Here is a 21,473-nt window from a genome sequence, read left to right as displayed (position 1 = left end):
TTTGTTTAGGTTAAGATAACAACCATCCACCAAAATGCGTTGAATGTGGCAGACCATCCGCGCATTTTTTACCCCTTTACACTACGCTATAACGCAACTTACTTATCCTAACTTGTGCCCTATGCACCGCATTTTTGTTTTGGCCTTTCTTTTTTTCTTGCAGAATGGTACCCAGGCACAGCAGTTTGGAGGTTTTGCACCCCGTACCCGCTGGCAGCAGATCGACACCGATACGGCGCGGATTATTTTTCAGTCCCAATCCGAAACACAGGCGCAGCGCATAGCAGCCCTGGTGCACCGCATGGCAGCAACGAGACCGCAGCCGTTGGGCAACCGCATCGACAAAATAAACGTGGTGTTGCATCCCAACACCACGCTGGCAAATGGTTATGTGGGCCTCGGGCCGTGGCGCAGCGAATTTTACCTGATACCCGGCTCCGATATTTTTGCGCAGGGCAATGTGCCCTGGTACGAACACCTGGCCATCCACGAATACCGGCATGTGCAGCAATACAGCAACATGAACCGCGGCCTGTCCAAAGCTTTCCGGGTGCTCCTGGGCGAAGAAGGCCAGGCATTTGCCAACTCGCTGGCGGTGCCCAACTGGTTCTTCGAAGGCGATGCCGTGCATTCCGAAACGGTGCTGACGCCCCAAGGCCGCGGCCGCCTGCCGCAGTTCATGAGTGGGCCTGCCTCTATCTGGCTGGCGGGGCGCAACTACAGCCTGATGAAGTGGATGAACGGGTCGCTGAAAGATTATGTGCCCAACCACTACCAGTTTGGCTACCTGCTTACCAACTATGGCTACACCCAGTTTGGCGATGCATTTTGGGAAAAGGTAGTGCACGATGCCAGTGCATACCGGGGCCTGCCCACACCGATGCGGTCGGCTGTAAAAAAACACAGCGGCATGCGGTTCCGCAATTTTGTGCAGGAAGCGTTTAGGGATTACCGTGAGGAGTTGCCCCGTCCGAAGGAGGCAGAGCCGAAGGGCTTGGTGCGGCAGCAGTTTTTTCCGCAAATGATCGGGCAGGATTCATTGCTTTTTCTTGAGAGTTCTTACCGCCACCTGCCGCGTTTTGTTTTACAACACAATGGCCAACAAAAAGTGCTGAAGCTGCGGCATATTTCATCGGAAGACTGGTTTGCTTATCGCAACGGCAAAATTGTGTACACCGCCTACAATACCGATGCACGCTGGAGTCTTACCAATTACAGCAACATCGTGGTGCTGGATATGGCCACGGGCCGGGAACGCACCCTCACCAAAAAGCGCCGCTATTTTACCCCGGACATTTCGCCGTCGGGTAAAAAGCTGGCAGCTATAGAAATTGACTCCAGCACCCGCAGCAGGCTGCACCTGCTGGATGCCGAAACCGGCGAGTTGCTACAGGAGCTAACCATTGGCGAAGGCACCATGTTGCTGCACCCCCGTTTTATTGATGAAGAAACGCTGGTAACGGTACACCGCCGCCGCAACGGATCGATGGCGCTGCACCACTGGAACCTTACCACCGGTGCGCAGGAAATGCTGTTGTATGCCGGTTATAATACACTTGGCTACCCATTTGTGTCGGAGGGAAAAATATATTTTACCTCAAGTGCTTCCGGCACCGATGATGTGTATTCGTTTGATGCTGCAAGTGGCGAATTGCAGCGCCTGACCGAAACAGAAACGGGCAATTATTTTGTTTCGGCAAAAGGGGACAACATATATTTTGCGCAATTCACTGCCAACGGACTGGAACTGCAAACCGGCACGGCCCAGGGCCAGCCGCTGGCAAAGGAATACTTGGCCAATGAACGGGAACGTTTTGCTCCATCCAGCGACAGCTTTAATATTTTACAAACACCAACGCAACGCTTTGCTACCAAGCGATACCGCAAAAGCACGGGCCTCGTGAACCTGCACAGCTGGCGCCCCAATTATGAAGACCCCGAGTTCCTTTTTTCGGCGTACAGCCAGAACGTTTTAAATACGCTGGATGCAACAGCCTATTACCGGTACAACCAAAATGAGCGATCACACGGTGTGGGTGCCAACATAGCCTATGGCGGCCTGTACCCGGTGATTACCGGCGGCGCCGAATACACCTTTAACCGGCGGCTGCGTACGCCGCGCCAAACACAACTTTTTGACCAGGCCGAAGCCAATGCCGGATTTTATATCCCGCTCAATTTTTCGGGTGGCAAAACGTACAAGTTCCTGCGCTTTGGTTCCAGCGTGGTGGTAAACCGGCTGATGCCCAGTGGAAAGGAAAATCCTTACCAGGCCACTACCCGCACCTACCTGCAACATTCGGTATCGTTCAGCCACCAGTTACCCCGGGCCCGGCAGCATATTTTCCCGCGATGGAGCCTGGCCATTGCGCCTTCGCTGCGGCACCAATTGGATGGCGCCGGCCGGCAGTGGCTGGTGAACGGGCAAATGTCTCTGCCATCGATACGCAACCACAGCCTGGTGCTGGCGGGTTCGATGCAGCTGGCTGATACCGGGCTGGTGCTGTTCAGCAACCGTTTTGCCAATGCCCGCGGCTATGCCGATTATTACCTGCCACGGATGTGGCGTGTTTCGGCCAACTACCACTTACCGCTTTTTTATCCCGACTGGGGTTTTGGTGGCCTGCTTTATTTTATGCGCATCCGCGCCAACCTTTTTTACGATTACCAGCGAGCCTGGTGGCCGGGCCGCATTGGCCAGCGGGCACTGCGCAGCACCGGCACAGAGCTGTTTTTTGATACCAAGTGGATGAACCAGCTGGATGCTACCATCGGCCTGCGCTACAGTTATTTGCTGGATGAGGGTTTTGGCGGGAATGGCAGTCGGCACAATTTCTCAGTGGTGTTGCCGGTGGATCTGTTACGGCAGTAGGGAAAGATTGCTTTAATCTTTACTCAAAACAAATCGCCGGACTTTTTGAGTTCAGTTTAACGGTAAATAACCAGCAACGCGTAAGCCAAAAGCCGTTGTTGTTTGTTTGCATTAAAATGCATGTGATATAAATGAATGCTGCAATCAAATGAAATTTCAAAGGGGTTGCAGTATCGAAATCTCGGGTGCATTTTGCTGCGGCAAAATGCGGAATAAACCTGGCTTTAGTTATGTCATTTTTTTGCCAAAAACCTGACGAATTATATAGTAAAACAGCACTCCTTTAGCGATTCATTTAATCGATAACGTTTAACAGTGCAACATTTGCGCAAACCCATATTTGTAGCCAAACGGGGTTAACTTTGCCCCCAAATTTCAAAGCACCACATATTATATGAGCTTTTTGGAAAGACAAGCAACGGAATTCCAGCGCCGCCATATCGGTCCCGATGAAGCCCAGATGCAGGAAATGCTCCGCGTGATCGGCGTTTCCAGCCTCGACGAACTGATTGACAGCACTGTGCCCGCCGACATCCGGATGAACAAAGACCTGGACCTGCCGGCCGCTATGAGCGAAAACGAATACCTGCAACACATCAAGGAAATCTCGATGCAGAATAAGGTGTTCAAAAACTACATTGGCCAGGGTTATTACGACACCATCACGCCCAGCGTGATCCTGCGCAACGTGTTTGAAAACCCAGGCTGGTACACGCAGTACACGCCTTACCAGGCCGAGATTTCGCAGGGTCGCCTCGAAAGCCTGCTGAACTACCAGACCATGGTGAGTGACCTTACCGGCCTGCCCATTGCCAACGCATCCTTGCTCGATGAGGGCACCGCTGCCGCCGAAGCCATGGCGCTGTTCTTTTCTTTCCTGAACAAGTCGGAAAATATCACCCGTCCGAAGTTTTTTGTAGACGCCGAAGTGTTTCCACAAACGAAGGATGTATTGATTACCCGCGGCACGCCGCTGGGCATTGAACTGGTGTTTGGCGACTACCGCGAGGCGCAACCCGACGCTACTTATTGTGGCGCACTGGTACAATACCCCAACGACAAAGGCTCTATTGAAGACTACCGCAATTTTATCCAGCAAATGCATGGCGCCGGTGCCTTTGTAGCCATGGCTACCGACCTGCTTGCTTTAACCCTGCTTACATCGCCGGGCGAACTGGGTGCTGATGTGGCCTTTGGCTCGGCACAGCGCTTTGGCGTGCCACTTGGGTATGGCGGTCCGCATGCTGCTTTTTTTGCAGCAAAAGACGAGTTCAAGCGCAACATGCCCGGCCGCATCATTGGCGTAAGCATCGATGCACAGGGCAACCGTTCGCTGCGCATGGCGCTGCAAACCCGTGAGCAACACATCAAACGCGAAAAAGCCACTTCCAATATCTGCACGGCGCAGGCACTGCTGGCCAACATGGCCGCTATGTATGCCGTGTATCATGGTCCTGATGGCCTGATCAATATTGCCAAACGCATTGCGCTGCTGGCACAAACCCTGGCCGAAGCCGTACAGCACTTAGGCTTCACCGTGGTGCATAATCATTTTTTCGATACCGTTGTGGTAAAAGTGGACGATGTAACGCCGTATCGCCAAAAAGCCGAACGCCAACAATTGAATTTCCGTTATTACGACGGACAGCATATTGGCATTTCGCTGGATGAAACCACATCGCCTTCCGACCTGTTTGATGTGATCAACTCGTTTGTAAATGATGTGGACCCGGTTACTTACCAGATCGATCATAATGCAACGCTTGCGCATATTCCATCGGCACTTACCCGCACATCCGAGTTCCTAACGCATCCGGTATTCAACTCGCACCACAGCGAAACCAAAATGATGCGCTACATGCGGATGCTGGAAGGCAAAGACCTATCCCTGAACCACAGCATGATTGCACTGGGCAGCTGCACTATGAAGCTGAATGCAGCATCAGAAATGATCCCGCTGAGCTGGACACACTGGAGCAAGATCCACCCGTTTGCACCAATGGCGCAAGCCGGCGGTTACCAGTTTATGGTAAAAGAATTGAGCCGTTATCTTTCAGAGATCACCGCGTTTGATGCCTGCAGCCTGCAGCCCAACAGCGGCGCCCAGGGCGAATACGCCGGTCTGCTCACGATAAAGGCCTACCACGAAAGCCGTGGCGATCATCACCGCAATGTGATGCTGATCCCGATTTCAGCACATGGCACCAACCCTGCTTCGGCAGTGATGGCCGGGATGAAAGTGGTGGTGGTAAAAGCTTTGGAAAATGGCTACATTGACGTGGCCGATCTCAAGGCAAAAGCAGAACAACATGCCGAAAACCTGTCGGGTGTGATGATTACTTACCCAAGCACCTACGGCGTGTACGAGGAAACGGTAAAAGAAATCACAGCCATTATTCACCAGCATGGCGGACAGGTATATATGGATGGTGCCAACATGAATGCACAGGTGGGCCTCACAGCTCCCGGCCTTATTGGTGCCGATGTATGCCACCTTAACCTGCACAAAACCTTTGCGATTCCGCATGGCGGCGGTGGCCCCGGCATGGGACCCATTTGCGTAAAAGCACACCTGGCGCCGTTCCTGCCCGGCCACGTGGAAATTGGCCAGCATACCGAAGGCGCACAAGACCGCGCAGCCGGTGCGGTTAGCGCAGCGCCTTATGGCTCTGCATCCATCCTGCTCATCTCTTATGCGTACATCCGCATGCTGGGCGCCGACGGTGTTCGGAAGGCAACAGAGTTTGCCATTTTGAACGCCAATTATATGCGGGCCCGCCTGAAGGAGCAATTTGATATTTTGTACACCAACAGCAATGGCGAGTGTGCCCATGAGTTTATTGTGGACCTGCGGCCATTTAAACGCACTGCTGAAATTGAAGCCGAAGACGTGGCCAAACGCCTCATGGACTACGGTTTCCATGCGCCTACCATGAGTTTCCCGGTTCCGGGCACCATCATGATCGAGCCAACGGAAAGCGAAGACAAAGAGGAACTGGATCGTTTTTGCGATGCGCTGTTATCCATCCGCCGCGAAATTGCGCTGGTTGAAGAAGGCGCACTGGACAAAAAAGACAACCCGCTGAAAGCGGCACCGCATACGCAGGCCATGGTGTGCAGCGACGACTGGAAAAAACCGTACAGCCGCGAAATGGCAGCATTTCCGCTGGCTTATGTAAAAGGCAATAAATTCTGGCCTTCGGTGGCGCGGGTAAACAATACTTACGGCGACCGAAACCTGCAATGCACCTGCGAGCCCGTAAGTGCTTATGCCGAGGAATCGTAAGATCGGTTTTACCGCAAGCGGAATGCTTTGACAATTAAAAAGTCCCGGATCACCGGGACTTTTTTTGTGCGTTTTGCCGCGACAAATAAAAGAAAACTACCAGGCCAGGGCTGCGTTTTTCCGGATTTTAGGTGGAAACAGCCATGATATTAAATTAATGACGCATTTATCACATATAATTACGTAAAAATACGGTACCCCTACCCGTATTAACCGTGTACAGATGATGAAAAGGGAATCATAACTTAGAGCCACAAACCCGTTTATGACCACTACCATCACAGCCCAGAACATTGATCTCTGGGAAGCTTGGGTCGATGTACAATATGCCGACGAACAACCCACCGCAACACTCTTTGTAATAGGCGATGTAGTAGTAAACAATTTAATCCTAGAGCCGCGGTTTGAAAAGCGGCTATCCTTGCCCGAACGGCCCGACTGGCTGCTGCTGGAAATTGTGCCGAATGTGCTTTGTGAGGAAGGCACCGAGATGGAAATTGTTTATGCCGAAAAACTTACCAACGTCAACCAGTACGCCGGTGTGATGATTATGGTTGGCGGTGAAGTAATTGTGGAGATGAACGACCTCGACATTATTTATTAACCCGGCCCTTCGATATAATTAACGGGAACCAACCAATTCCCTGAATGAGCAGGCATCCAGCCAGGATGTTATCTAAATGCACCAAAACCAACTGCAAAAGGTTCTTCAGTAATGAAGAACCTTTCTTTTTAGGTATAAATCCGTTTTGCTTTGTTGCTTCGTTTTATTACCAAGTAATAGTTACGATTGCAACGGGCTACACACTTTTGTAAAATGATTTTCGGTTGTGCTTGCGTGTTGGGGTTACCCGTTCAATGCGTTTCATTAAAAAATGGTCATTGCACTTTTTTTTGCAATGGCTGTTGTTTGGGCGGGAGATGCCGAAACGAGTTCGGCATGACAGTGCGGGAAGGTTGGCGGGGGCTAATTCTTTTGCTGGTGTAAATGGGTATTCAACATGAATATTGCTGTCGATGCCCCGCGGTGCCTACACCTTGTACAGGTGGTGCTTGATGGCATACACCACGATGCCGGCCATATTGCGCACATTCATTTTTTCCTGGATGCGCTCCCTGTGCCCTTCCACGGTGCGAACGCTAAGCCCCAGCCGGGCAGCAATTTCTTTATTCGACAATTCTTCGCAGATCATTTGGATGATCTCCACTTCACGGGCCGAAAATTCGGGTTCCTTTGCATGGTTGCGCGGATCAAACTTGCTGGTAGCAATCAGTTTGGCCAGTTTGCGCGATGTGTTGCCGCAGTAATACACTTCGCCGTCCACCACCGTTTCAATGGCGGCTACAATTTCCTGCTTCGATGCATTTTTGAGCAGGTAGCCACGGGCCCCGGCCTCCAGCATGTCTACAATCAGGTTTTCCTCATCAAACATCGAAAGGGCAATGACCGGGAGCTTTGGAAATTCTTTTACCAGTTGACGGGTGGCTTCAATGCCGTCCATTTGCGGCATTTTAATATCGGTGATCACCACATCGGGGTGCAGGGTGCGTACCAGGTAAAGGAGCTCCACGCCGTTCGACGCTTCGCCAATGGTTTCGATGGTGGGTTGTTTTTTGAGCATCACCTGCAAACCGTCGCGAAACAGTTCGTGATCGTCGGCAAGTACCAGGCGCAGTGGGGTGGTTTTGTTCATTGTTTAAACGGGAACCTCAAAAGTATAGCGTGTGCCCTTATTTTTCCCTGATTCCACAAACATTTTTCCACCGATCATCTCGGCGCGGTTCAGCAGGTTGCGCAGGCCCAGGCCCGAACTGCTTTTTGTTTTTTCGTAATGATCAAAGCCAACACCATCGTCGGCAGTTTCGAGCACCACCATGCCATCTTTCTGATACAGGCTGATGTTGATTTGGGTGCCACCGGAGTGGCGCAGCGCATTGTGCACCACTTCCTGAACAATGCGGTACAGGTGGATGGCTTTTTCCTCGGCCACCACTACCCCATCGGTAGCATGAAACTGCACCTGCATGGCGGCGCCTGCTGATACCTGCTCGATATAGCCTTGCAGTGCAGCCGACAATCCTTTGCGGGTAAGCGAGCTGGGCAGCAGGTCGTACGAGATTTCGCGGATGCGCTGAATAAGGGCGTCGATATGCAGGCAGGTTTTTTCCAGTTGTACCCGGTCGGTTTCGTCGGGCAGCTCAAACGATGAGATGCGCAGCTTTACGCTGGAAAGATTGGGGCCAAGCTCATCGTGCAGATCGGCGGCTATGCGGGCCCGCTCCTGTTCCATGGCCGTAATTTCGGCCATCAGGCTTTGGCGGTACAGGCGCAGGTTGCGGCGCTGCTGCCGCACTAGTGAAATAATAAAAAATAAGATGATGGCCCCCAAAATGAGGCTCACGATTAATATGTAAGTGTAAAGGCCAGTTTGCGCGGCATCCATAGGATTGCAAAAGCGTAAATGATGTTACAAATGCAGTTACTCCAACCAAAGATAGCTTGCATACCGGAACGAAATTCCTTACTGAGTTGTGTGCCGTACAACCAAAAAACTTCAGTGACAATAGAAGCTGTAAAAAAAATAATAAAAGCACAGCAGAATAGAAAAACTGCGTTTTTAAACAAATTACTCCGTTCGGTTACCAGCAGTTTGTTGATCATATGCATAGATAAAAACACAATCAACACAGCACAGTAAATGTAGAAATAGGAATAAAAAGCATTCAGTCCGCTTATAGCGGCTTCGGTGATAAACCAACCGATGGTTGATAAGGACAGTATAAAGAAAGTTCTATGCTCAAAGAGCCGTAGATTTTTGAATTGCCAGATAATTAACAACGTCTCAACCAAATGAAACAGGTTGAAATTGTAATAATTATAGAATCCTAATGAAATGACGGTGAGGCTAACTACTTCATTGAGCAGCCCTAACCACATTAGCAATAGGAAAGGGAAATAAACAGGGTTGATCCGCCTGTAGCAGACCAACCCTGTGATTGCAGGCAAGAGTATCGACGACAATAAAATAATCTCGTTTACAGAGTACATGTCAACCCTAAGAGTTAAGCGGGGAAGGTTCAGGACAATTTTCCGGGCAACGGGCACCGTTGTCCAGCAAAACGCCGTCATCTTCTGCCGATTCCTGGGTAGCCAAACGGGCAATGGTGTCTTCCGATGCAGGTAAGATATCCCGTCCCTGGGCATCCACACCTACGAAAACCAGATGTACCTGGTCCTGTTCGTTCATGGCATAATATGCACGAACGCCGACACAGCTTTTTTGCGCCAGCAATTCATCAAAGCCTGCCCGGTCGAATGTTTCGCAAATGGGCAGAATGCTTTCATGCTTAAAGCTTGGTGCAATGATTTTTTGCTTTTCCTGGCGGTAGCGTTTGGTCATGGCTACGGCTGCCGCTTTAGAAATTCGGTGGTCTTTTTTTACAATTTCCATGGTGGTGGTTTTGGTGTGGCAAGATGGAGATTTTTTTAGTTATGGCATAGGGTATTTCTACCCAACCACACCGCTGGCCTACATCGCAGTTTTACCATGCCCCTGTCTTACCCGTTGTTATCCCCCCAATCACGGCTCCATGATGCGCATCCGGTAAGCATTCATGGCGGTTTCGCCCAGTTGTTTGATGAGGCGGTAATTGACCACCAGCCCCACGGCGGCGCCAATACCGGGAATCAGTTGCGCCAGTTTGGCCAGGTCAATATAGTCGCGGTACTCCTGCTGAAAAGCCCGCCAGTCGAACTGGCTGCTGTCGTCGGGCAGCGCTGCTTTTTTGGCTTCCCAGTGTTGCATTTTTTCAAAAACCTGCCTGCGGTGCTGGCGGCTGCTGAAGGCCAGCTCAAATATGTGCAGCAAAAAAACCCGCTCCTTGTAGTCGGTGAGGTCAAAGCCATACATGCTTCCCACATCGAACAGCATTTTGAGCTTGATGCCCAGCAAAATGGGAAAGTCGGCCATGGCCATTAAAAAGCCGCCGGCGCCGGTAATGCCGCCTTCTGCCGCTGCGGTGTGTTGGTAGGTTTTAATCCGCTGCATGATCTCGGTTTCGCGGGCCATCAGGTCGGTAACGGGCGGGTGGGGCTTGGAAATATATTTGGCGCCGTACAGCACGCCCTGCACCATTTTTTTGATGGTGGCCGTAATGGCTGCATGCACCTTTTCGGGAATGATGCGGTTAATGCGGTTTTGGGCGGCCTTGCTCAGGTACCCGGCCAGGTTGGGCTTGCGGGCCATGCGGTGTTTCCATTCCTGAAGTTCGGCGTAGGCGTGCTGGTTGTAACTCATGGGCGGGGTGTTGGGTTGAAGGTAAGAAAGGGTTGGTGGATCGCTACTGGGGTTTTGATTTCAATGAATTTCGCATTGTTGAAAAAGCTGTGTTTGATTTGAATGTTTTACTTTTTTGCTATTGCAAAAAAGTAACAAAAAAGCAGGCCCGAGATCAAATGACAGCCTGATCTCGGGAATGTGCCTTGATTGGGCTTTAGTACTACTGTGGTGAACGGCTTTGGATCATTATTCAGCAATGAGGTTTATTATTTAAATACTTCATTTGGCCAAGCAATTTGGGTTGATGTTATCGATGCAGCACCCTGCCTGTCATGCTGAGCACAGCGAAGCATCTGAGCTCCGCAAAGCGCACAATTGTGGTCAGGACAGATCCTTCCTTCGTCAGGATGACAAGGGCAAAAGTTCCTTGTTTGGTCAAGTGGTTTATCCGGTAAACGTCCTCATTTTTGGGACGCCTAAAATTTTAACACCAGATTTTTTTTACTAAATAAATAGTGCCACCTTATCTTTGCGCCAGTTCTTTAACTGCATCGCTTATCCAGAAAGGCTGAGGGAAATGGCCCTTTGAAGCCTTGGCAACCTGTTTTTTTACCACTGTGTAAAAGGATAAGGTGCCAATTCCAACCACGTACCATACGTGGGCAGATAAGTCAGAACCCAAGCCTTTATTTTTCCCATGATATTGCGCCCTTCTGATTTATCGGAAGGGTTTTTTTATGCCCCACAGCGCCGCCGGACAAGCCTGCATTTTACCCAATAACCGCCCATTTTTTTGGCAATAAAACACCCCTTTTTCATGAGCAGTGCAAACAATCTTACGATCGGACTTTTTGGCTTTGGCGTAGTAGGCGAAGGCATTTACCAGATATTGCAGCAAACCCCGTCGCTGCAGGCCAGCATCCGTAAAATTTGTGTAAAACACCCCGAAAAGCCGCGTAATGCACCGGCCAGCCTGTTTACCACCGATGCGGCCCTGCTGCTGAACGACCCCGAGATCAACGTGATTGTGGAACTGATCGACAATGCCGATGATGCGTACAGCATTGTTACCACTGCGCTGAAGGGCGGCAAAGCCGTGGTAAGCGCTAACAAAAAACTGATTGCCCACCACCTGCCCGAACTGTTGCAACTACAGGAGCAATACAATGTGCCGTTTTTATACGAAGCATCGGTATGCGGCTCCATCCCGGTGATCCGCAACCTGGAAGAATATTACGACAACGACCTGCTGCGCGGCATTTGCGGCATTGTAAACGGCTCCACTAATTATATCCTCACCAAAATTTTGGCCGAAGGCCTGCCCTATTCCAAAGCGCTGCAACAGGCGCAGGACCAGGGTTTTGCCGAAAGCGACCCCACACTGGACGTAGAAGGCTTTGACGCAGTAAACAAACTCACCATTTTGCTGGCGCATGGCTACGGCATTGTGGCCAACCCCGACGAACTGCTGACCCGCGGCATCACGCAGATCCATGCTTTTGATGCCGGTTATGCCGCGGAAAAAGGGTTTCAAATTAAACTCACAGCGCAAGCCAAAAAGTTGAGCAATGGCGATGTGGCTGCTTTTGTGCTGCCCCAACTGGTTACCGACGAAAGCCAGCTGTTTGCAGTGCGCAACGAATACAATGGCGTGGTGATTGAAAGCTCTTTTTCGGACAAGCAATTTTTATACGGTAAAGGCGCAGGCCGGTTTCCAACGGCATCGGCCGTGCTGAGCGATATTTCGGCGCTGCGCTACCAATACCGCTACGAATACCGCAAATTAAAATCGGAGCAGCGCCCCAACCTCACCGATGATTTTTACCTGCGGGTGTTTGTAAGCTATGCTGCCGACGGCGATGTGGAGCGCAATGATTTTGAGTTTATCGAAGAAGCTTACCTCAACGACAAGCGTCAGTTCTTTATCGGCGTAATTCGTTTTGACAAACTCAAAGAAGCCCAATGGCTGCGCAAACCGCAGGTGTCGCTGCTGGTGTGCCCCAACGGCATTATTGAAAGCATTGAATTGCGCCAGCTGAAAAAACGCAGCCTCGAACTGGCCGGCGTAAACAGCCTTGCCGGTGCGTATTTGCTGAACTAGTCATTCAGCATTGCGGTATGGAAATTTATGTTGTTGCGCCAAAGCAAAACTTATGGCAACAGCAGACAACAACCGCGGCCCTAACGAAGACCGCAATATGGCCTCGGGCCGCGGCGAGCAGCATTCGTCTATACCCAACGACCTGCCGGAAAGCGACGACGACCGCAGGCACCTGCAACCGGAGGAGACAATGATCAACCTGCCCGATGTGTCGGACATTCCGGGCCAGGAAAACGTGACCGTGCCCCGCATGGAATCGTTTGCAGATGTAACGGCTTCATCAGCCGACGAAGAAGGCGAATCGGTTTTTGGCGCGGACGACGACCGCACGGCGCATACCTCAATGGGGCAGGATGAAGACCAGGGCGACGAAGCCGTTGAAGGAACGCCTTAATGTAATGGCACAAAGGTTCAAAAAGGTCAGGCCTGCTGAAAAATTTGCAGCTCAATGCTGCAAATTTTTCAGCAAAAAGCCACCGGCACACTGCTTGAACAAGTGAACTGGTTTCGGTTCTTTTTAGAATGTTATGGAAACAAGATTTTTAAAACATTTAAAAAAGGAGGAAATTATGTCACTCGTAAAAAGAAACGACCGGCTGATGGATATGCCGCTCCTCTTCAACGACCTGTTTACCAAAGACCTTTGGAACTGGGGATTGAGCAACAACTCGAACACCAACACCACTATTCCGGCGGTAAACATCAGGGAAACTGCCGAACATTTTGAAGTGGAAGTGGCGGCGCCGGGCATGAAAAAAGAAGACTTTTCGGTTGAGTTGGATGGAAACACCCTCACCATCCGCAGCGAACGGCAGGAAGAACGGGAACAAAAAGAAGGCGAACGATACAATCGCCGTGAGTTTAGTTACCAGTCGTTCCAGCGCATGTTTACACTGCCGAAAGATGTGGTGGACGTGGACCGGATAGCGGCCCGTTACGAAAATGGCCTGCTGCAACTGGTGATCCCGAAAAAGGACGAGGCAAAGCAGCGTCCGCCGCGGACCATCCAAATTGCTTAACACTTATTTAAAAAAGCACAATGCACCCGCTGCTGCACCCAATTAATTGGGCCTGCAGCCGCGGGTGTTTTTTATTTTTAGTAGCTTGACGGTTCGTAAAAACGGCACCGCCAGCACAGGCACCTTTTTTGCGACCTTAACCGTTCAACTTTACCGCGTATGAAACCCACCCTTTCCCATATACTCAATTTTGGCGCTGGCGCCCTGCTTACCCTGTTCCTAGTGGTGCAGTTTGGCTTTAGGGAAGACCGCCGCACCGAAGAAAAGACCAAAGCGCAAAACGAAGCGAAATGGGCGCCTCCTGCCCTGCCGAAGCAAATGAGTTTTGCCGGCGAGGCCGTGCCTATGGAACGGTGGGATGTGCAGGAGCGGTTCGACCGCGAATTGCTGTTTAATTTTTACAGCCCGGCCAATGTGTTGTATTTAAAAAAACTGTCCAACCGCTATTTCCCCATTATTTCCGAACGGCTGAAAGCCAATGGCATCCCCGATGATTTTAAATACCTGTGCGTGGCCGAAAGCAACTTGCTGAGCGGTGCCACTTCAAGGGCCGGCGCCAAAGGGTTTTGGCAGTTTATGGACGCGACGGCACCGGGTTATGGCCTCACCAGCAACACGCAGGTAGATGAACGTTCGGATATCATCAAATCGACCGATGCAGCCAGCAAGTATTTGAAAAATGCATACGCAAAATTTGGCAACTGGACGGCCGCTGCGGCATCGTACAACTGCGGCATGGGCGGCTACAACGGGCAGGCTACTTTCCAGCAAACAATGAACTATTACGACCTGCTGCTGCCGGAGGAAACCAACCGTTATATTTTCCGCATCCTTACGTTTAAGCACTTGTTGGAAAACGCCGAAACATTGGGCTTTAATGTAGCCGAAGAAGACCTGTACAAAGAAATTCCGTACCGCGAGGTAACGGTGAACGCTTCGATTGCTAATCTGGCGCAGTTTGCCATCGACAACGGCACCACGTTTAAAATTTTGCGCAGCATGAACCCTTGGCTGAAAGGCCGTTCGCTGACGGTTAGTGGTGGCAAAACTTATGTGCTGCGGCTGCCGGCGGAATGATGGCGGGGCGTGAAACGTGAAACGGCAAACGTGAAAATTTGATTGCTACATGCAACAGCTTTTTCGACTTTTGCCGTTTTACTTTTTAACTCCTTCGAACTTTTTACCCTTATCATAGTTATTACTTCGGGCCGTTATTAACCATCAACCTTATTTTATTTTCATGGAGCAACTTCCCGATTTTTCACAGCCCCTTTGGTTTATAGTGGCTACCGTGGTGGTGTTTGCCGTGGTGGTGGGCCGATATTTTTTAATTGCCGGATTGTTTCACGTCATTTTTTACCGTTACAAACCGGGCCGCTGGCAGCACCGCAAAATCAACCACCGCGATTATAAAAAAGGCCAGTTCCGCAAAGAAGTGCAATGGAGCATGATCACGGCCGCATTGTTTGCCGTGGCCGGTGCAGGTACTGCAGTATTGTGGCAAAAAGGCTATACGCAGTTGTACGATAACGTGCATGCTTACCCGCTGTGGTGGCTGCCCGTTAGTTTGATCATTGCCATGCTGCTCCACGAAACGTATTACTATTGGCTGCACCGCTGGATGCACCACCCAAAAATTTTCCGCATTGTGCACAAGGTGCACCACAATAGCAATATTACTTCGCCATGGACCGCATTCTCGTTTCACCCGCTGGAAGGTTTGCTGCAGGCCCTGTTCTTGCCTGCGTTGTTGTTGGTATTGCCCATGCATTTGTATGTGCTCATCATCCAGCTTACGTTAATGACCTTTAGTTCCGTGGTCAATCATTTGGACATTGAAGTGTACCCGAAAAATTTTCACCGCCACTTCCTGGGCCGCTGGTTGATTGGTGCCACACATCATTCGCTGCACCACAAGCAGTTCAAGTACAACTATGGTTTGTACTTTACCTTTTGGGATAAATGGAAAAACACCGAAAGCCCGCTGTACGCAAAACTGTTTGAAGAAAAAACCGGCCCGGCGGTGCCGAAGGAACCGGCTGGCAAATAAGTTTTGCGCCCCTGTAACGTTTGCTGCAGGTGCGCCGTTACATTTGATGCCCGCACAATATTGCGGGCATTTTATTGCAACCATATGAAGTTCACATTTGCTCCTATTCTGTTCCTTTTATTTTTTTCCTGTTCCACCGCCCGCCATGTATCCCACCAGTTTGATGCCACCAAAGATTTCGAAGCGTTTTGGCAAAGCTTTCAGCAGCACTATGCGTTGTTTGATGTAAAAGGCGTGCAATGGGACAGCGCCTACAAACAATTTCGGCCGGCGGTAACGGCACAAACAAGCGAAAGCGAACTGGTAGAGATACTGGGTAAAATGGTGGCACCACTCCGCGATGGACATATCACCATTTCAAAAGGCGATGAAGTGCTGTACCGCGGCAGCCGCAGTTCCGCCTTTCGCGAACTCATCCGCGGAAAGGAAGCGCAGTTTTGGAACATGGTCGATCAAAACCTTACCCGGTCGGGCTTTGGCGCCATCAATGGCGTTGGGCCTAAATACAAAGAAGAAACGCTTTTTTATACTGGTGCTACGCCAGATGCGGCGTATATCCGCATTACACGTTGCTTTGGCGCCGTAGCGAGTTTGTACAGCGATGAAGCCGAAGCTAAAGACCTGGCTGAAATGTTGCGGCTTTGGGATAGCCTGTTGGTGGCCTATGGGCCCAAACAAAAATTGATCATCGACCTGCGGGGCAACGGCGGCGGGCATGGCGGCCGCGAAATGGCCAGCCGCTTGCTGGCTGCACCAACGGTTACACACAGCATTGCACTCCGCGATTCGGCGGGCGGCTTTGGGCCCGCGGCGCCACAACTTTTAGCACCACACAGCGGTGTGCGTTTTTTAAAAAATGTGGTAGTGATAACCAGCGACCGCACCGCCAGTTCGGCTGAAGATTTTGCGCTGTCGCTGGTGCAGCAGCCGCATGTACAGCGGGTGGGCATGCCCACTGCCGGCATGTTTTCCGACATGTACAACCTGACGCTGCCCAGCGGGCTGGAAGTAACTTTCTCCCACCAGCGATACCTTGATACAAACGGGCAGCCGCTGGAAGACAAAGGCGTGCCGGTGCAGGCGCAGGTGACCAACACGGCAGCGGATGTTGAAAACGGCATCGATCCCGTTTTACAAAAAGCGCTGGCATTATAGACCTGGCGGCAATAAAATCTCGCCGAGTTGCATGCTTAATTTACAAACAGGGGCGCTGCGCAAAAACATGTTTGCTTATCTTGGCCCTCCAACAACTTCCATATGAAAATAATATTCACCTTACTGTTTGCATTATTTATGACCCAGACCAACGCACAGCAAAACGACAAATTACTGCGCCATGTAGTGCTGTTTAAGTTTAAAGAAACCAGCAGCGCAGCCGATGTGAAAAAAGTGGAAGATGCGTTTCGTGCCCTGCCTTCCAAGATCAAGGAAGTAAGGGGTTTTGAGTGGGGCACCAACAACAGCCCCGAAGGATTGGCGCAAGGTTTTACGCATTGCTTTTTTGTAAGTTTTGCTTCGGAAAAAGACCGCGAAGTGTACCTGCCACATCCGGCGCATTCCGCCTTTGTGGAAGTGCTGAAGCCGCACCTCGATAAAGTTTTGGTAATCGATTATTGGGCAGGTAAATAACCTGCCTTTTTTTATTTCGCTACGCTGCAGACTTTCATTGAATGAATTTTTTTGCACTTTGATGTGCAGCCGTAGCTGGGGTTCACAAAAAACGATTCGTGATGGGTCTGGTGCAGAATGAAATGGTGTTATTTCAATATTGGTTAAATCATATTGCAATTAGAGTTGGCTTCTGCTTAGCAGTGTCTGTCATGCCGAACTTGTTTCGGCATCTCCTTGTGCTCTTGTAAACTCCGCGAGGTGTAGGGGATGCCGAAACAAGTTCGGCATGACAACCCTAAAGGTCAAAAACACATCTTGACAGCATAGATATTAAACAGTATCAACTCACAAGGAAAGAGTAGCATAATTGCCAAAAGCATCACCCCTACCGCTCCACCAGCCCATTCACCAGCGACTTCCACTGCAGCTTTGAAAAAGCCGTTACAGCACCGGTAGCCACGGCAGTGTTGCGGGCTTTCTCCACTATTTTTTCAGCGCCGAAATTGGGCTTTTCATTGCGGCCATGCACTTCGGCACTGACGGTGTTGCCAACCCGCCGCACTATAAAATTGGAAGTAGCTTCATCGGAAAAAAAGTGCGCCACATCTGCATGCTCATTGAGCGGGCTGCTGGCCGGCCGCACCCTGATAATGGTGCAATCGTCTTCTTTTTCAACCGCCTCTACCCTCACCCAGTCATAGCCGTCGCCAGTTTGCGGGCCGGGGCCGGGAATGTCTATTTTAAAATAGTCGCCAGGCTGTGGTTCGCGTTCCACTTCGGCGCCAGCGCTATCGGTAAGGGCAAACGATGCGCTTCCGGCGCCTGCCCACTCCTGCCAGCGCCATACCTGCAACAGACGCACCTGCACCTGTGTATAAAACTGCTGCGCTGCAGCCTCGGTATCAAACTCCTGTGATGAAACGGTGTCGGTTTGTACGCCGGAATGGTGTTGCGGGATACGATCATTGGGAAACGCCATGGAACAAAGTTTTGGTAAACAACAAAAGCGGGTGTGAACTGCGCCCTGACCGCAACCATCACGTTGCGGCAAAAACCACCGTTCACTCCCGCCCTTTTTTTATATGTCCAGTTTGCCTTCGGCTCCTTTGGCCACTTCTGTTTTGCCGGTAACGGCAGCCGTAGCCATTTTCAGAAACTGCATCATTTTGCCGGTTTCCGATTCCCAATAGTACACATCAGTGGGCTTTACTTTCAGCAGCGCCAGGTTGGGGTCATCCACGCCGCCGGGGAAATATGCTTTTACCACAGGGCTCCATTTTTCCTTGATCAGCCCACGGTCGGTGCTAACGGTGCCTTTGCCCCACACATCCATATAAGTGGTTTTGCCGGGGTGTGCAAACGTGAGGTGCACATCGCGGTCGGCTGCTACCTCTTCTACTTTTATCGACCGGATATCGGTATAAAACCAAAGACTGCCGTCATCGTCCACAGCCACGTTGGCCATGGGGCGGGTATGCTCCTGATCGTCGTCGCGGGTGTTGGTAATAAACATACAGATCCGCACATCCTCCACTATCTTCTTGAATTTCTTCAGGGCTTCTTCGTTTTGTAGGTTCTTCTCCATATTGATTGTTTTTGCTGCTCCTGTTGGTATAAAACTTATGCCACTTTGGTGCAGGTGCTGCGTTGCAGCTTTTATTTACCAATGATATTGTAACAAAATACAGCAGTGTCTGTCTGCCATATTCTATTGTTGCAAAACAGGACTGCCGGTACCCACCGCCATTTCTTTATCGCTGATGAGGCCAATTTTACGGGAGTGCAAAATGGCCTCATCACTGTGTTTGAAAAAGCAATATGGTACGCCTGCCTGCTCGATCTTGATCAGCACTTCCTGAACTTTTGCGCGGCTTTGCTCAAACACATCGCGGATGTACACCGCCTGTATGCGGCCCGGGAAGTGGCGCACCAGCGACTCGTAGATATAGGGATCCTGCTGCGACGAATCGCCCAAGAGCACAAAGCGCTGCGAAGGATAGGCCTCCAAAATGCGCACAATACGGGTAAACTTAGTGTGGTGGTTGTTTTGGCCGGTTTTAAAAATTTGTCCAAACTCCTTGAGCACATTAAGCAGGAACACACCACGGGGCAAGCCATTAACGCCGGTAAACTCCAATATGTAATCGTACAGGTTCCACTCCGAACTGCTAACATAAAAAAATGGGTTGGGCGCATCGGGTGTAGTGTTGCCAAGTGCCAGCATCTGGTAATGCCGCACCACGCCTTCAAACGGTTTGCGGCTGCGGGCATTTTGGGTAAACAAAACCTTTAAGCGGCGGCCCATGTGCGCCGAATGCGACACGAGAAATGTATCGTCGATATCGGAAATAAAACCGTACTGCGTTTGGTGCGGCACATACACCGCACCCACTGCTTTGTTTTTGGCCACACCTTCGGCGCTGTGCACCGTTACCCGCACATCGTGCCAGCCGGTGCGCAGCGGCGGATCGTCGGTCCACTTAAACGCAAAAAAGCCATCGGTATCGGTGTGGCCGCTGTATTTTTTTCCTTCCCACTCCATTTCCACCAAAGCGCCGGCCACGGGTTTTACAATAAAAAGGCGCAACAGCGCAATGGCATTGTGCACCACACTTTTGCGGTAGCGGCGTGGCGGTTTGGGGCCCAGTTTCAGCACATGCCCATAGATCACCATCTGCTCCGTGTGTCCGTAACCGTGGTACACCTTTACCTGCAAACCAAAATGCAGCCCCAGCCAGTGCAGCAAACGGGCACGCAGCCGCATCCCCTTTGGCCTAATGTGGTCATTATTTTGCATAATGGGGTAAACGCAATAAACATGCAAAAAGAACCTGCGCAAAAACTCCTGTTCGTCATCAATCCTGTTTCGGGCGGTAAGGCCAAACAGGATTGGGAGGAGTTTATCCGCAACTATTTCAGGGATCAGCCGCACAGCATGGAGTTTTTTTTACTCACCGGCAACAACGACTCCGCTTCTGTAGCGCATTATATACAAACTATTCAACCCGATAAAATTGTGGCGGTGGGCGGCGATGGCACCGTGAAGCTGGTAGCCGAAATCATCAAAGGCACCGAAATGACGATGGGCATTTTGCCTGCCGGATCGGCCAACGGCATGGCCCGCGAACTGGGGCTGCCCATTGATAAAGAAGAAGCGCTGAACGTGATTCTCAACGGCGAACGACGGCCCATTGATGCCATTGAAGTAAATGGCGAGGAAATATGCATTCACCTGGCCGATATGGGGCTGAATGCGATGCTGGTGAAATATTTCGATGATTCGCCGGGCCGCGGTATGTGGGGCTATGGGCGGTCCATTTTTAAAATGCTGTGGAACAAACGGATCATTAAAGCCACCATACAAACCGACGAAGGCGTGCTGCGCCGCAATGCCTATATGATTGTGCTGGCCAATGCCCGCATGTATGGCACCGGCGTTACCATTAACCCAAAAGGCGCGATCGATGACGGGCAATTTGAAATTGTGATTGTGCGGCGCCTCAACTTTTGGGCGGTGCTGAAAGTGCTGATGAACCACCGGAATTTTCCGGAAGAGCATGTGGAAATTGTGTCGGCAAAACAACTGCACCTGAAGGCCAAACACCGCGGCTATTTCCAAGTGGACGGTGAATACCGCGGCCGGCTCCGCGATGTGCGTGCCCGCATTTTGCCGCATTGCTTGTACCTGATGCTCCCCGGGAACCAGTGATTTGTATGATTGGAAAGGATGGGTATGATTGGCGTAAACTAATGCAAAATTCACTCCTGTAACAACAGCATCAACTCGCAAATATTTTGAACCCATCCTTAAAATCCTTCCCAATCATACAAATCACTGGTTCCTTTTGGCACGAATATTTTAGCCCTACCATTAAAACCTACAACTATGGACAGATGGGAATTTGAAGGAAAATGGCATGAGCTGAAAGGCAAAGCCAAACAAGCTCATGGCGACCTCACCGATGACGACCTGCGCTACGAAGAAGGCAAGCAGGAAGAATTATACGGCCGCATCCAGAACAAACTGGGTAAAACCCGCGATGACGTTGTTCATTGGCTCCGCAACCTCGGCAGCGATCGTTAGCTAAGTGTCGAACAGACGAACAAGGAACAGATGAACGACGATGTTGAAGCTGCTCCATTTGGTCAACAGCCAGTAATCAGTAATTATTCATTTTTTTAATTATTGATTATTGGCTGTTTCATTTTCCACACTTCTTCTGTTCGACATTCCTTGTTCATCTGTTCGATATT

At 50.6% G+C, this 21,473-nt stretch carries 21 protein-coding genes and 1 riboswitch; of the genes, 13 read left to right on the top strand and 8 right to left on the bottom strand.

Annotation, left to right across the window (positions count from 1 at the left end; translation table 11 throughout):
• The first annotated feature begins 121 nt into the window (after positions 1-121).
• From EPD17_RS08990 to EPD17_RS08980, 3 genes are all read left to right on the top strand, one after another.
• Positions 122-2,872 (top strand): TolB-like translocation protein, encoded by a 2,751-nt coding sequence (locus EPD17_RS08990; RefSeq protein ID WP_132053565.1) that lies wholly within the window; start codon positions 122-124, stop codon positions 2,870-2,872.
• Between the two features lie 394 nt (positions 2,873-3,266).
• Complete coding sequence (gene gcvP / locus EPD17_RS08985; RefSeq protein ID WP_132053563.1) at positions 3,267-6,158, top strand: aminomethyl-transferring glycine dehydrogenase; 2,892 nt, start codon at positions 3,267-3,269, stop codon at positions 6,156-6,158.
• Positions 6,159-6,423: 265 nt separating this feature from the next.
• The gene (locus tag EPD17_RS08980; protein WP_114237421.1) at positions 6,424-6,762 is read left to right on the top strand and encodes a hypothetical protein; all 339 of its coding nucleotides are present in this window, start codon (positions 6,424-6,426) and stop codon (positions 6,760-6,762) included.
• Between the two features lie 427 nt (positions 6,763-7,189).
• On the opposite strand, the gene EPD17_RS08975 is transcribed toward EPD17_RS08980, so the two are convergent.
• The 5 genes from EPD17_RS08975 to EPD17_RS08955 form a co-directional block, all read right to left on the bottom strand.
• Entirely contained in the window at positions 7,190-7,852 is a 663-nt protein-coding gene (locus tag EPD17_RS08975) for a response regulator transcription factor (protein WP_114237422.1), read from the bottom strand.
• Positions 7,853-7,855: 3 nt separating this feature from the next.
• The gene (locus tag EPD17_RS08970; RefSeq protein ID WP_165929574.1) at positions 7,856-8,560 is read right to left on the bottom strand and encodes a sensor histidine kinase; all 705 of its coding nucleotides are present in this window, start codon (positions 8,558-8,560) and stop codon (positions 7,856-7,858) included.
• A 2-nt stretch (positions 8,561-8,562) separates the two neighbouring features.
• Positions 8,563-9,207, bottom strand: coding sequence for a hypothetical protein (locus EPD17_RS08965; RefSeq protein ID WP_132053559.1), 645 nt, complete (start codon positions 9,205-9,207; stop codon positions 8,563-8,565).
• A gap of 7 nt (positions 9,208-9,214) precedes the next feature.
• Positions 9,215-9,610: a hypothetical protein gene (locus EPD17_RS08960; protein ID WP_132053557.1), complete on the bottom strand. Its 396-nt coding sequence runs from the start codon at positions 9,608-9,610 to the stop codon at positions 9,215-9,217.
• A 129-nt stretch (positions 9,611-9,739) separates the two neighbouring features.
• Positions 9,740-10,456, bottom strand: a complete 717-nt coding sequence (locus tag EPD17_RS08955; RefSeq protein WP_132053555.1) for an EcsC family protein — start codon at positions 10,454-10,456, stop codon at positions 9,740-9,742.
• 265 nt (positions 10,457-10,721) lie between these two features.
• On the opposite strand from EPD17_RS08955, the gene EPD17_RS08950 reads away from it, so the two are divergent.
• From EPD17_RS08950 to EPD17_RS08915, 8 genes are all read left to right on the top strand, one after another.
• Entirely contained in the window at positions 10,722-10,946 is a 225-nt protein-coding gene (locus EPD17_RS08950) for a hypothetical protein (RefSeq protein ID WP_132053553.1), read from the top strand.
• 44 nt (positions 10,947-10,990) lie between these two features.
• A riboswitch (SAM riboswitch) is annotated at positions 10,991-11,111 on the top strand.
• Between the two features lie 144 nt (positions 11,112-11,255).
• Positions 11,256-12,539, top strand: coding sequence for a homoserine dehydrogenase (locus EPD17_RS08945; RefSeq protein WP_132053551.1), 1,284 nt, complete (start codon positions 11,256-11,258; stop codon positions 12,537-12,539).
• Positions 12,540-12,591: 52 nt separating this feature from the next.
• Complete coding sequence (locus tag EPD17_RS08940) at positions 12,592-12,933, top strand: hypothetical protein (protein WP_132053549.1); 342 nt, start codon at positions 12,592-12,594, stop codon at positions 12,931-12,933.
• Positions 12,934-13,108: 175 nt separating this feature from the next.
• Positions 13,109-13,558 carry an Hsp20/alpha crystallin family protein gene (locus tag EPD17_RS08935; RefSeq protein WP_114237459.1) on the top strand — a complete coding sequence of 150 codons (450 nt, stop codon included), beginning with the start codon at positions 13,109-13,111 and terminating at the stop codon, positions 13,556-13,558.
• Between the two features lie 159 nt (positions 13,559-13,717).
• Positions 13,718-14,635, top strand: a complete 918-nt coding sequence (locus EPD17_RS08930) for a lytic transglycosylase domain-containing protein (protein ID WP_132053547.1) — start codon at positions 13,718-13,720, stop codon at positions 14,633-14,635.
• Between the two features lie 163 nt (positions 14,636-14,798).
• Positions 14,799-15,608: a sterol desaturase family protein gene (locus tag EPD17_RS08925; protein WP_132053545.1), complete on the top strand. Its 810-nt coding sequence runs from the start codon at positions 14,799-14,801 to the stop codon at positions 15,606-15,608.
• A gap of 84 nt (positions 15,609-15,692) precedes the next feature.
• Positions 15,693-16,763, top strand: coding sequence for a S41 family peptidase (locus EPD17_RS08920; RefSeq protein ID WP_132053543.1), 1,071 nt, complete (start codon positions 15,693-15,695; stop codon positions 16,761-16,763).
• Positions 16,764-16,865: 102 nt separating this feature from the next.
• Complete coding sequence (locus EPD17_RS08915) at positions 16,866-17,237, top strand: Dabb family protein (protein ID WP_132053541.1); 372 nt, start codon at positions 16,866-16,868, stop codon at positions 17,235-17,237.
• A 367-nt stretch (positions 17,238-17,604) separates the two neighbouring features.
• On the opposite strand, the gene EPD17_RS08910 is transcribed toward EPD17_RS08915, so the two are convergent.
• From EPD17_RS08910 to EPD17_RS08900, 3 genes are all read right to left on the bottom strand, one after another.
• The gene (locus EPD17_RS08910; protein WP_132053539.1) at positions 17,605-18,198 is read right to left on the bottom strand and encodes a hypothetical protein; all 594 of its coding nucleotides are present in this window, start codon (positions 18,196-18,198) and stop codon (positions 17,605-17,607) included.
• Between the two features lie 99 nt (positions 18,199-18,297).
• On the bottom strand, positions 18,298-18,804 hold the full coding sequence (locus tag EPD17_RS08905; protein WP_132053537.1) for a pyridoxamine 5'-phosphate oxidase family protein: 507 nt from the start codon (positions 18,802-18,804) through the stop codon (positions 18,298-18,300).
• 123 nt (positions 18,805-18,927) lie between these two features.
• The gene (locus EPD17_RS08900; protein WP_240040784.1) at positions 18,928-20,016 is read right to left on the bottom strand and encodes an App1 family protein; all 1,089 of its coding nucleotides are present in this window, start codon (positions 20,014-20,016) and stop codon (positions 18,928-18,930) included.
• A 21-nt stretch (positions 20,017-20,037) separates the two neighbouring features.
• Between EPD17_RS08900 and EPD17_RS08895 the strand changes: the two genes are divergently transcribed.
• Both EPD17_RS08895 and EPD17_RS08890 read left to right on the top strand, forming a co-directional pair.
• Positions 20,038-20,928: a diacylglycerol/lipid kinase family protein gene (locus EPD17_RS08895; protein ID WP_132053535.1), complete on the top strand. Its 891-nt coding sequence runs from the start codon at positions 20,038-20,040 to the stop codon at positions 20,926-20,928.
• Between the two features lie 177 nt (positions 20,929-21,105).
• Complete coding sequence (locus tag EPD17_RS08890; RefSeq protein ID WP_114237436.1) at positions 21,106-21,303, top strand: CsbD family protein; 198 nt, start codon at positions 21,106-21,108, stop codon at positions 21,301-21,303.
• Positions 21,304-21,473 lie beyond the last annotated feature (170 nt).

The sequence above is a fragment of the Pseudocnuella soli genome (assembly GCF_004347775.1).
GTDB classification, from domain to species: Bacteria; Bacteroidota; Bacteroidia; order Chitinophagales; family Chitinophagaceae; genus Flavisolibacter; species Flavisolibacter aquaticus.
The sequence above is the reverse complement of the archived record's forward strand: the minus strand, read 5'-3'. Positions and strand labels throughout refer to the sequence as shown.

What these genes read in the sequence shown, in the direction of transcription:
- EPD17_RS08905 (WP_132053537.1), bottom strand. Translation starts at nt 18,804, where the DNA reads ATGGAGAAGAACCTACAAAACGAAGAAGCCCTGAAGAAATTCAAGAAG.
- EPD17_RS08940 (WP_132053549.1), top strand. Translation starts at nt 12,592, where the DNA reads ATGGCAACAGCAGACAACAACCGCGGCCCTAACGAAGACCGCAATATG.
- EPD17_RS08930 (WP_132053547.1), top strand. Translation starts at nt 13,718, where the DNA reads ATGAAACCCACCCTTTCCCATATACTCAATTTTGGCGCTGGCGCCCTG.
- EPD17_RS08910 (WP_132053539.1), bottom strand. Translation starts at nt 18,198, where the DNA reads ATGGCGTTTCCCAATGATCGTATCCCGCAACACCATTCCGGCGTACAA.
- EPD17_RS08890 (WP_114237436.1), top strand. Translation starts at nt 21,106, where the DNA reads ATGGACAGATGGGAATTTGAAGGAAAATGGCATGAGCTGAAAGGCAAA.
- EPD17_RS08945 (WP_132053551.1), top strand. Translation starts at nt 11,256, where the DNA reads ATGAGCAGTGCAAACAATCTTACGATCGGACTTTTTGGCTTTGGCGTA.
- EPD17_RS08980 (WP_114237421.1), top strand. Translation starts at nt 6,424, where the DNA reads ATGACCACTACCATCACAGCCCAGAACATTGATCTCTGGGAAGCTTGG.
- gcvP (WP_132053563.1), top strand. Translation starts at nt 3,267, where the DNA reads ATGAGCTTTTTGGAAAGACAAGCAACGGAATTCCAGCGCCGCCATATC.
- EPD17_RS08900 (WP_240040784.1), bottom strand. Translation starts at nt 20,016, where the DNA reads ATGCAAAATAATGACCACATTAGGCCAAAGGGGATGCGGCTGCGTGCC.
- EPD17_RS08920 (WP_132053543.1), top strand. Translation starts at nt 15,693, where the DNA reads ATGAAGTTCACATTTGCTCCTATTCTGTTCCTTTTATTTTTTTCCTGT.
- EPD17_RS08975 (WP_114237422.1), bottom strand. Translation starts at nt 7,852, where the DNA reads ATGAACAAAACCACCCCACTGCGCCTGGTACTTGCCGACGATCACGAA.
- EPD17_RS08935 (WP_114237459.1), top strand. Translation starts at nt 13,109, where the DNA reads ATGTCACTCGTAAAAAGAAACGACCGGCTGATGGATATGCCGCTCCTC.
- EPD17_RS08895 (WP_132053535.1), top strand. Translation starts at nt 20,038, where the DNA reads ATGCAAAAAGAACCTGCGCAAAAACTCCTGTTCGTCATCAATCCTGTT.
- EPD17_RS08990 (WP_132053565.1), top strand. Translation starts at nt 122, where the DNA reads ATGCACCGCATTTTTGTTTTGGCCTTTCTTTTTTTCTTGCAGAATGGT.
- EPD17_RS08915 (WP_132053541.1), top strand. Translation starts at nt 16,866, where the DNA reads ATGAAAATAATATTCACCTTACTGTTTGCATTATTTATGACCCAGACC.
- EPD17_RS08960 (WP_132053557.1), bottom strand. Translation starts at nt 9,610, where the DNA reads ATGGAAATTGTAAAAAAAGACCACCGAATTTCTAAAGCGGCAGCCGTA.
- EPD17_RS08925 (WP_132053545.1), top strand. Translation starts at nt 14,799, where the DNA reads ATGGAGCAACTTCCCGATTTTTCACAGCCCCTTTGGTTTATAGTGGCT.
- EPD17_RS08965 (WP_132053559.1), bottom strand. Translation starts at nt 9,207, where the DNA reads ATGTACTCTGTAAACGAGATTATTTTATTGTCGTCGATACTCTTGCCT.
- EPD17_RS08955 (WP_132053555.1), bottom strand. Translation starts at nt 10,456, where the DNA reads ATGAGTTACAACCAGCACGCCTACGCCGAACTTCAGGAATGGAAACAC.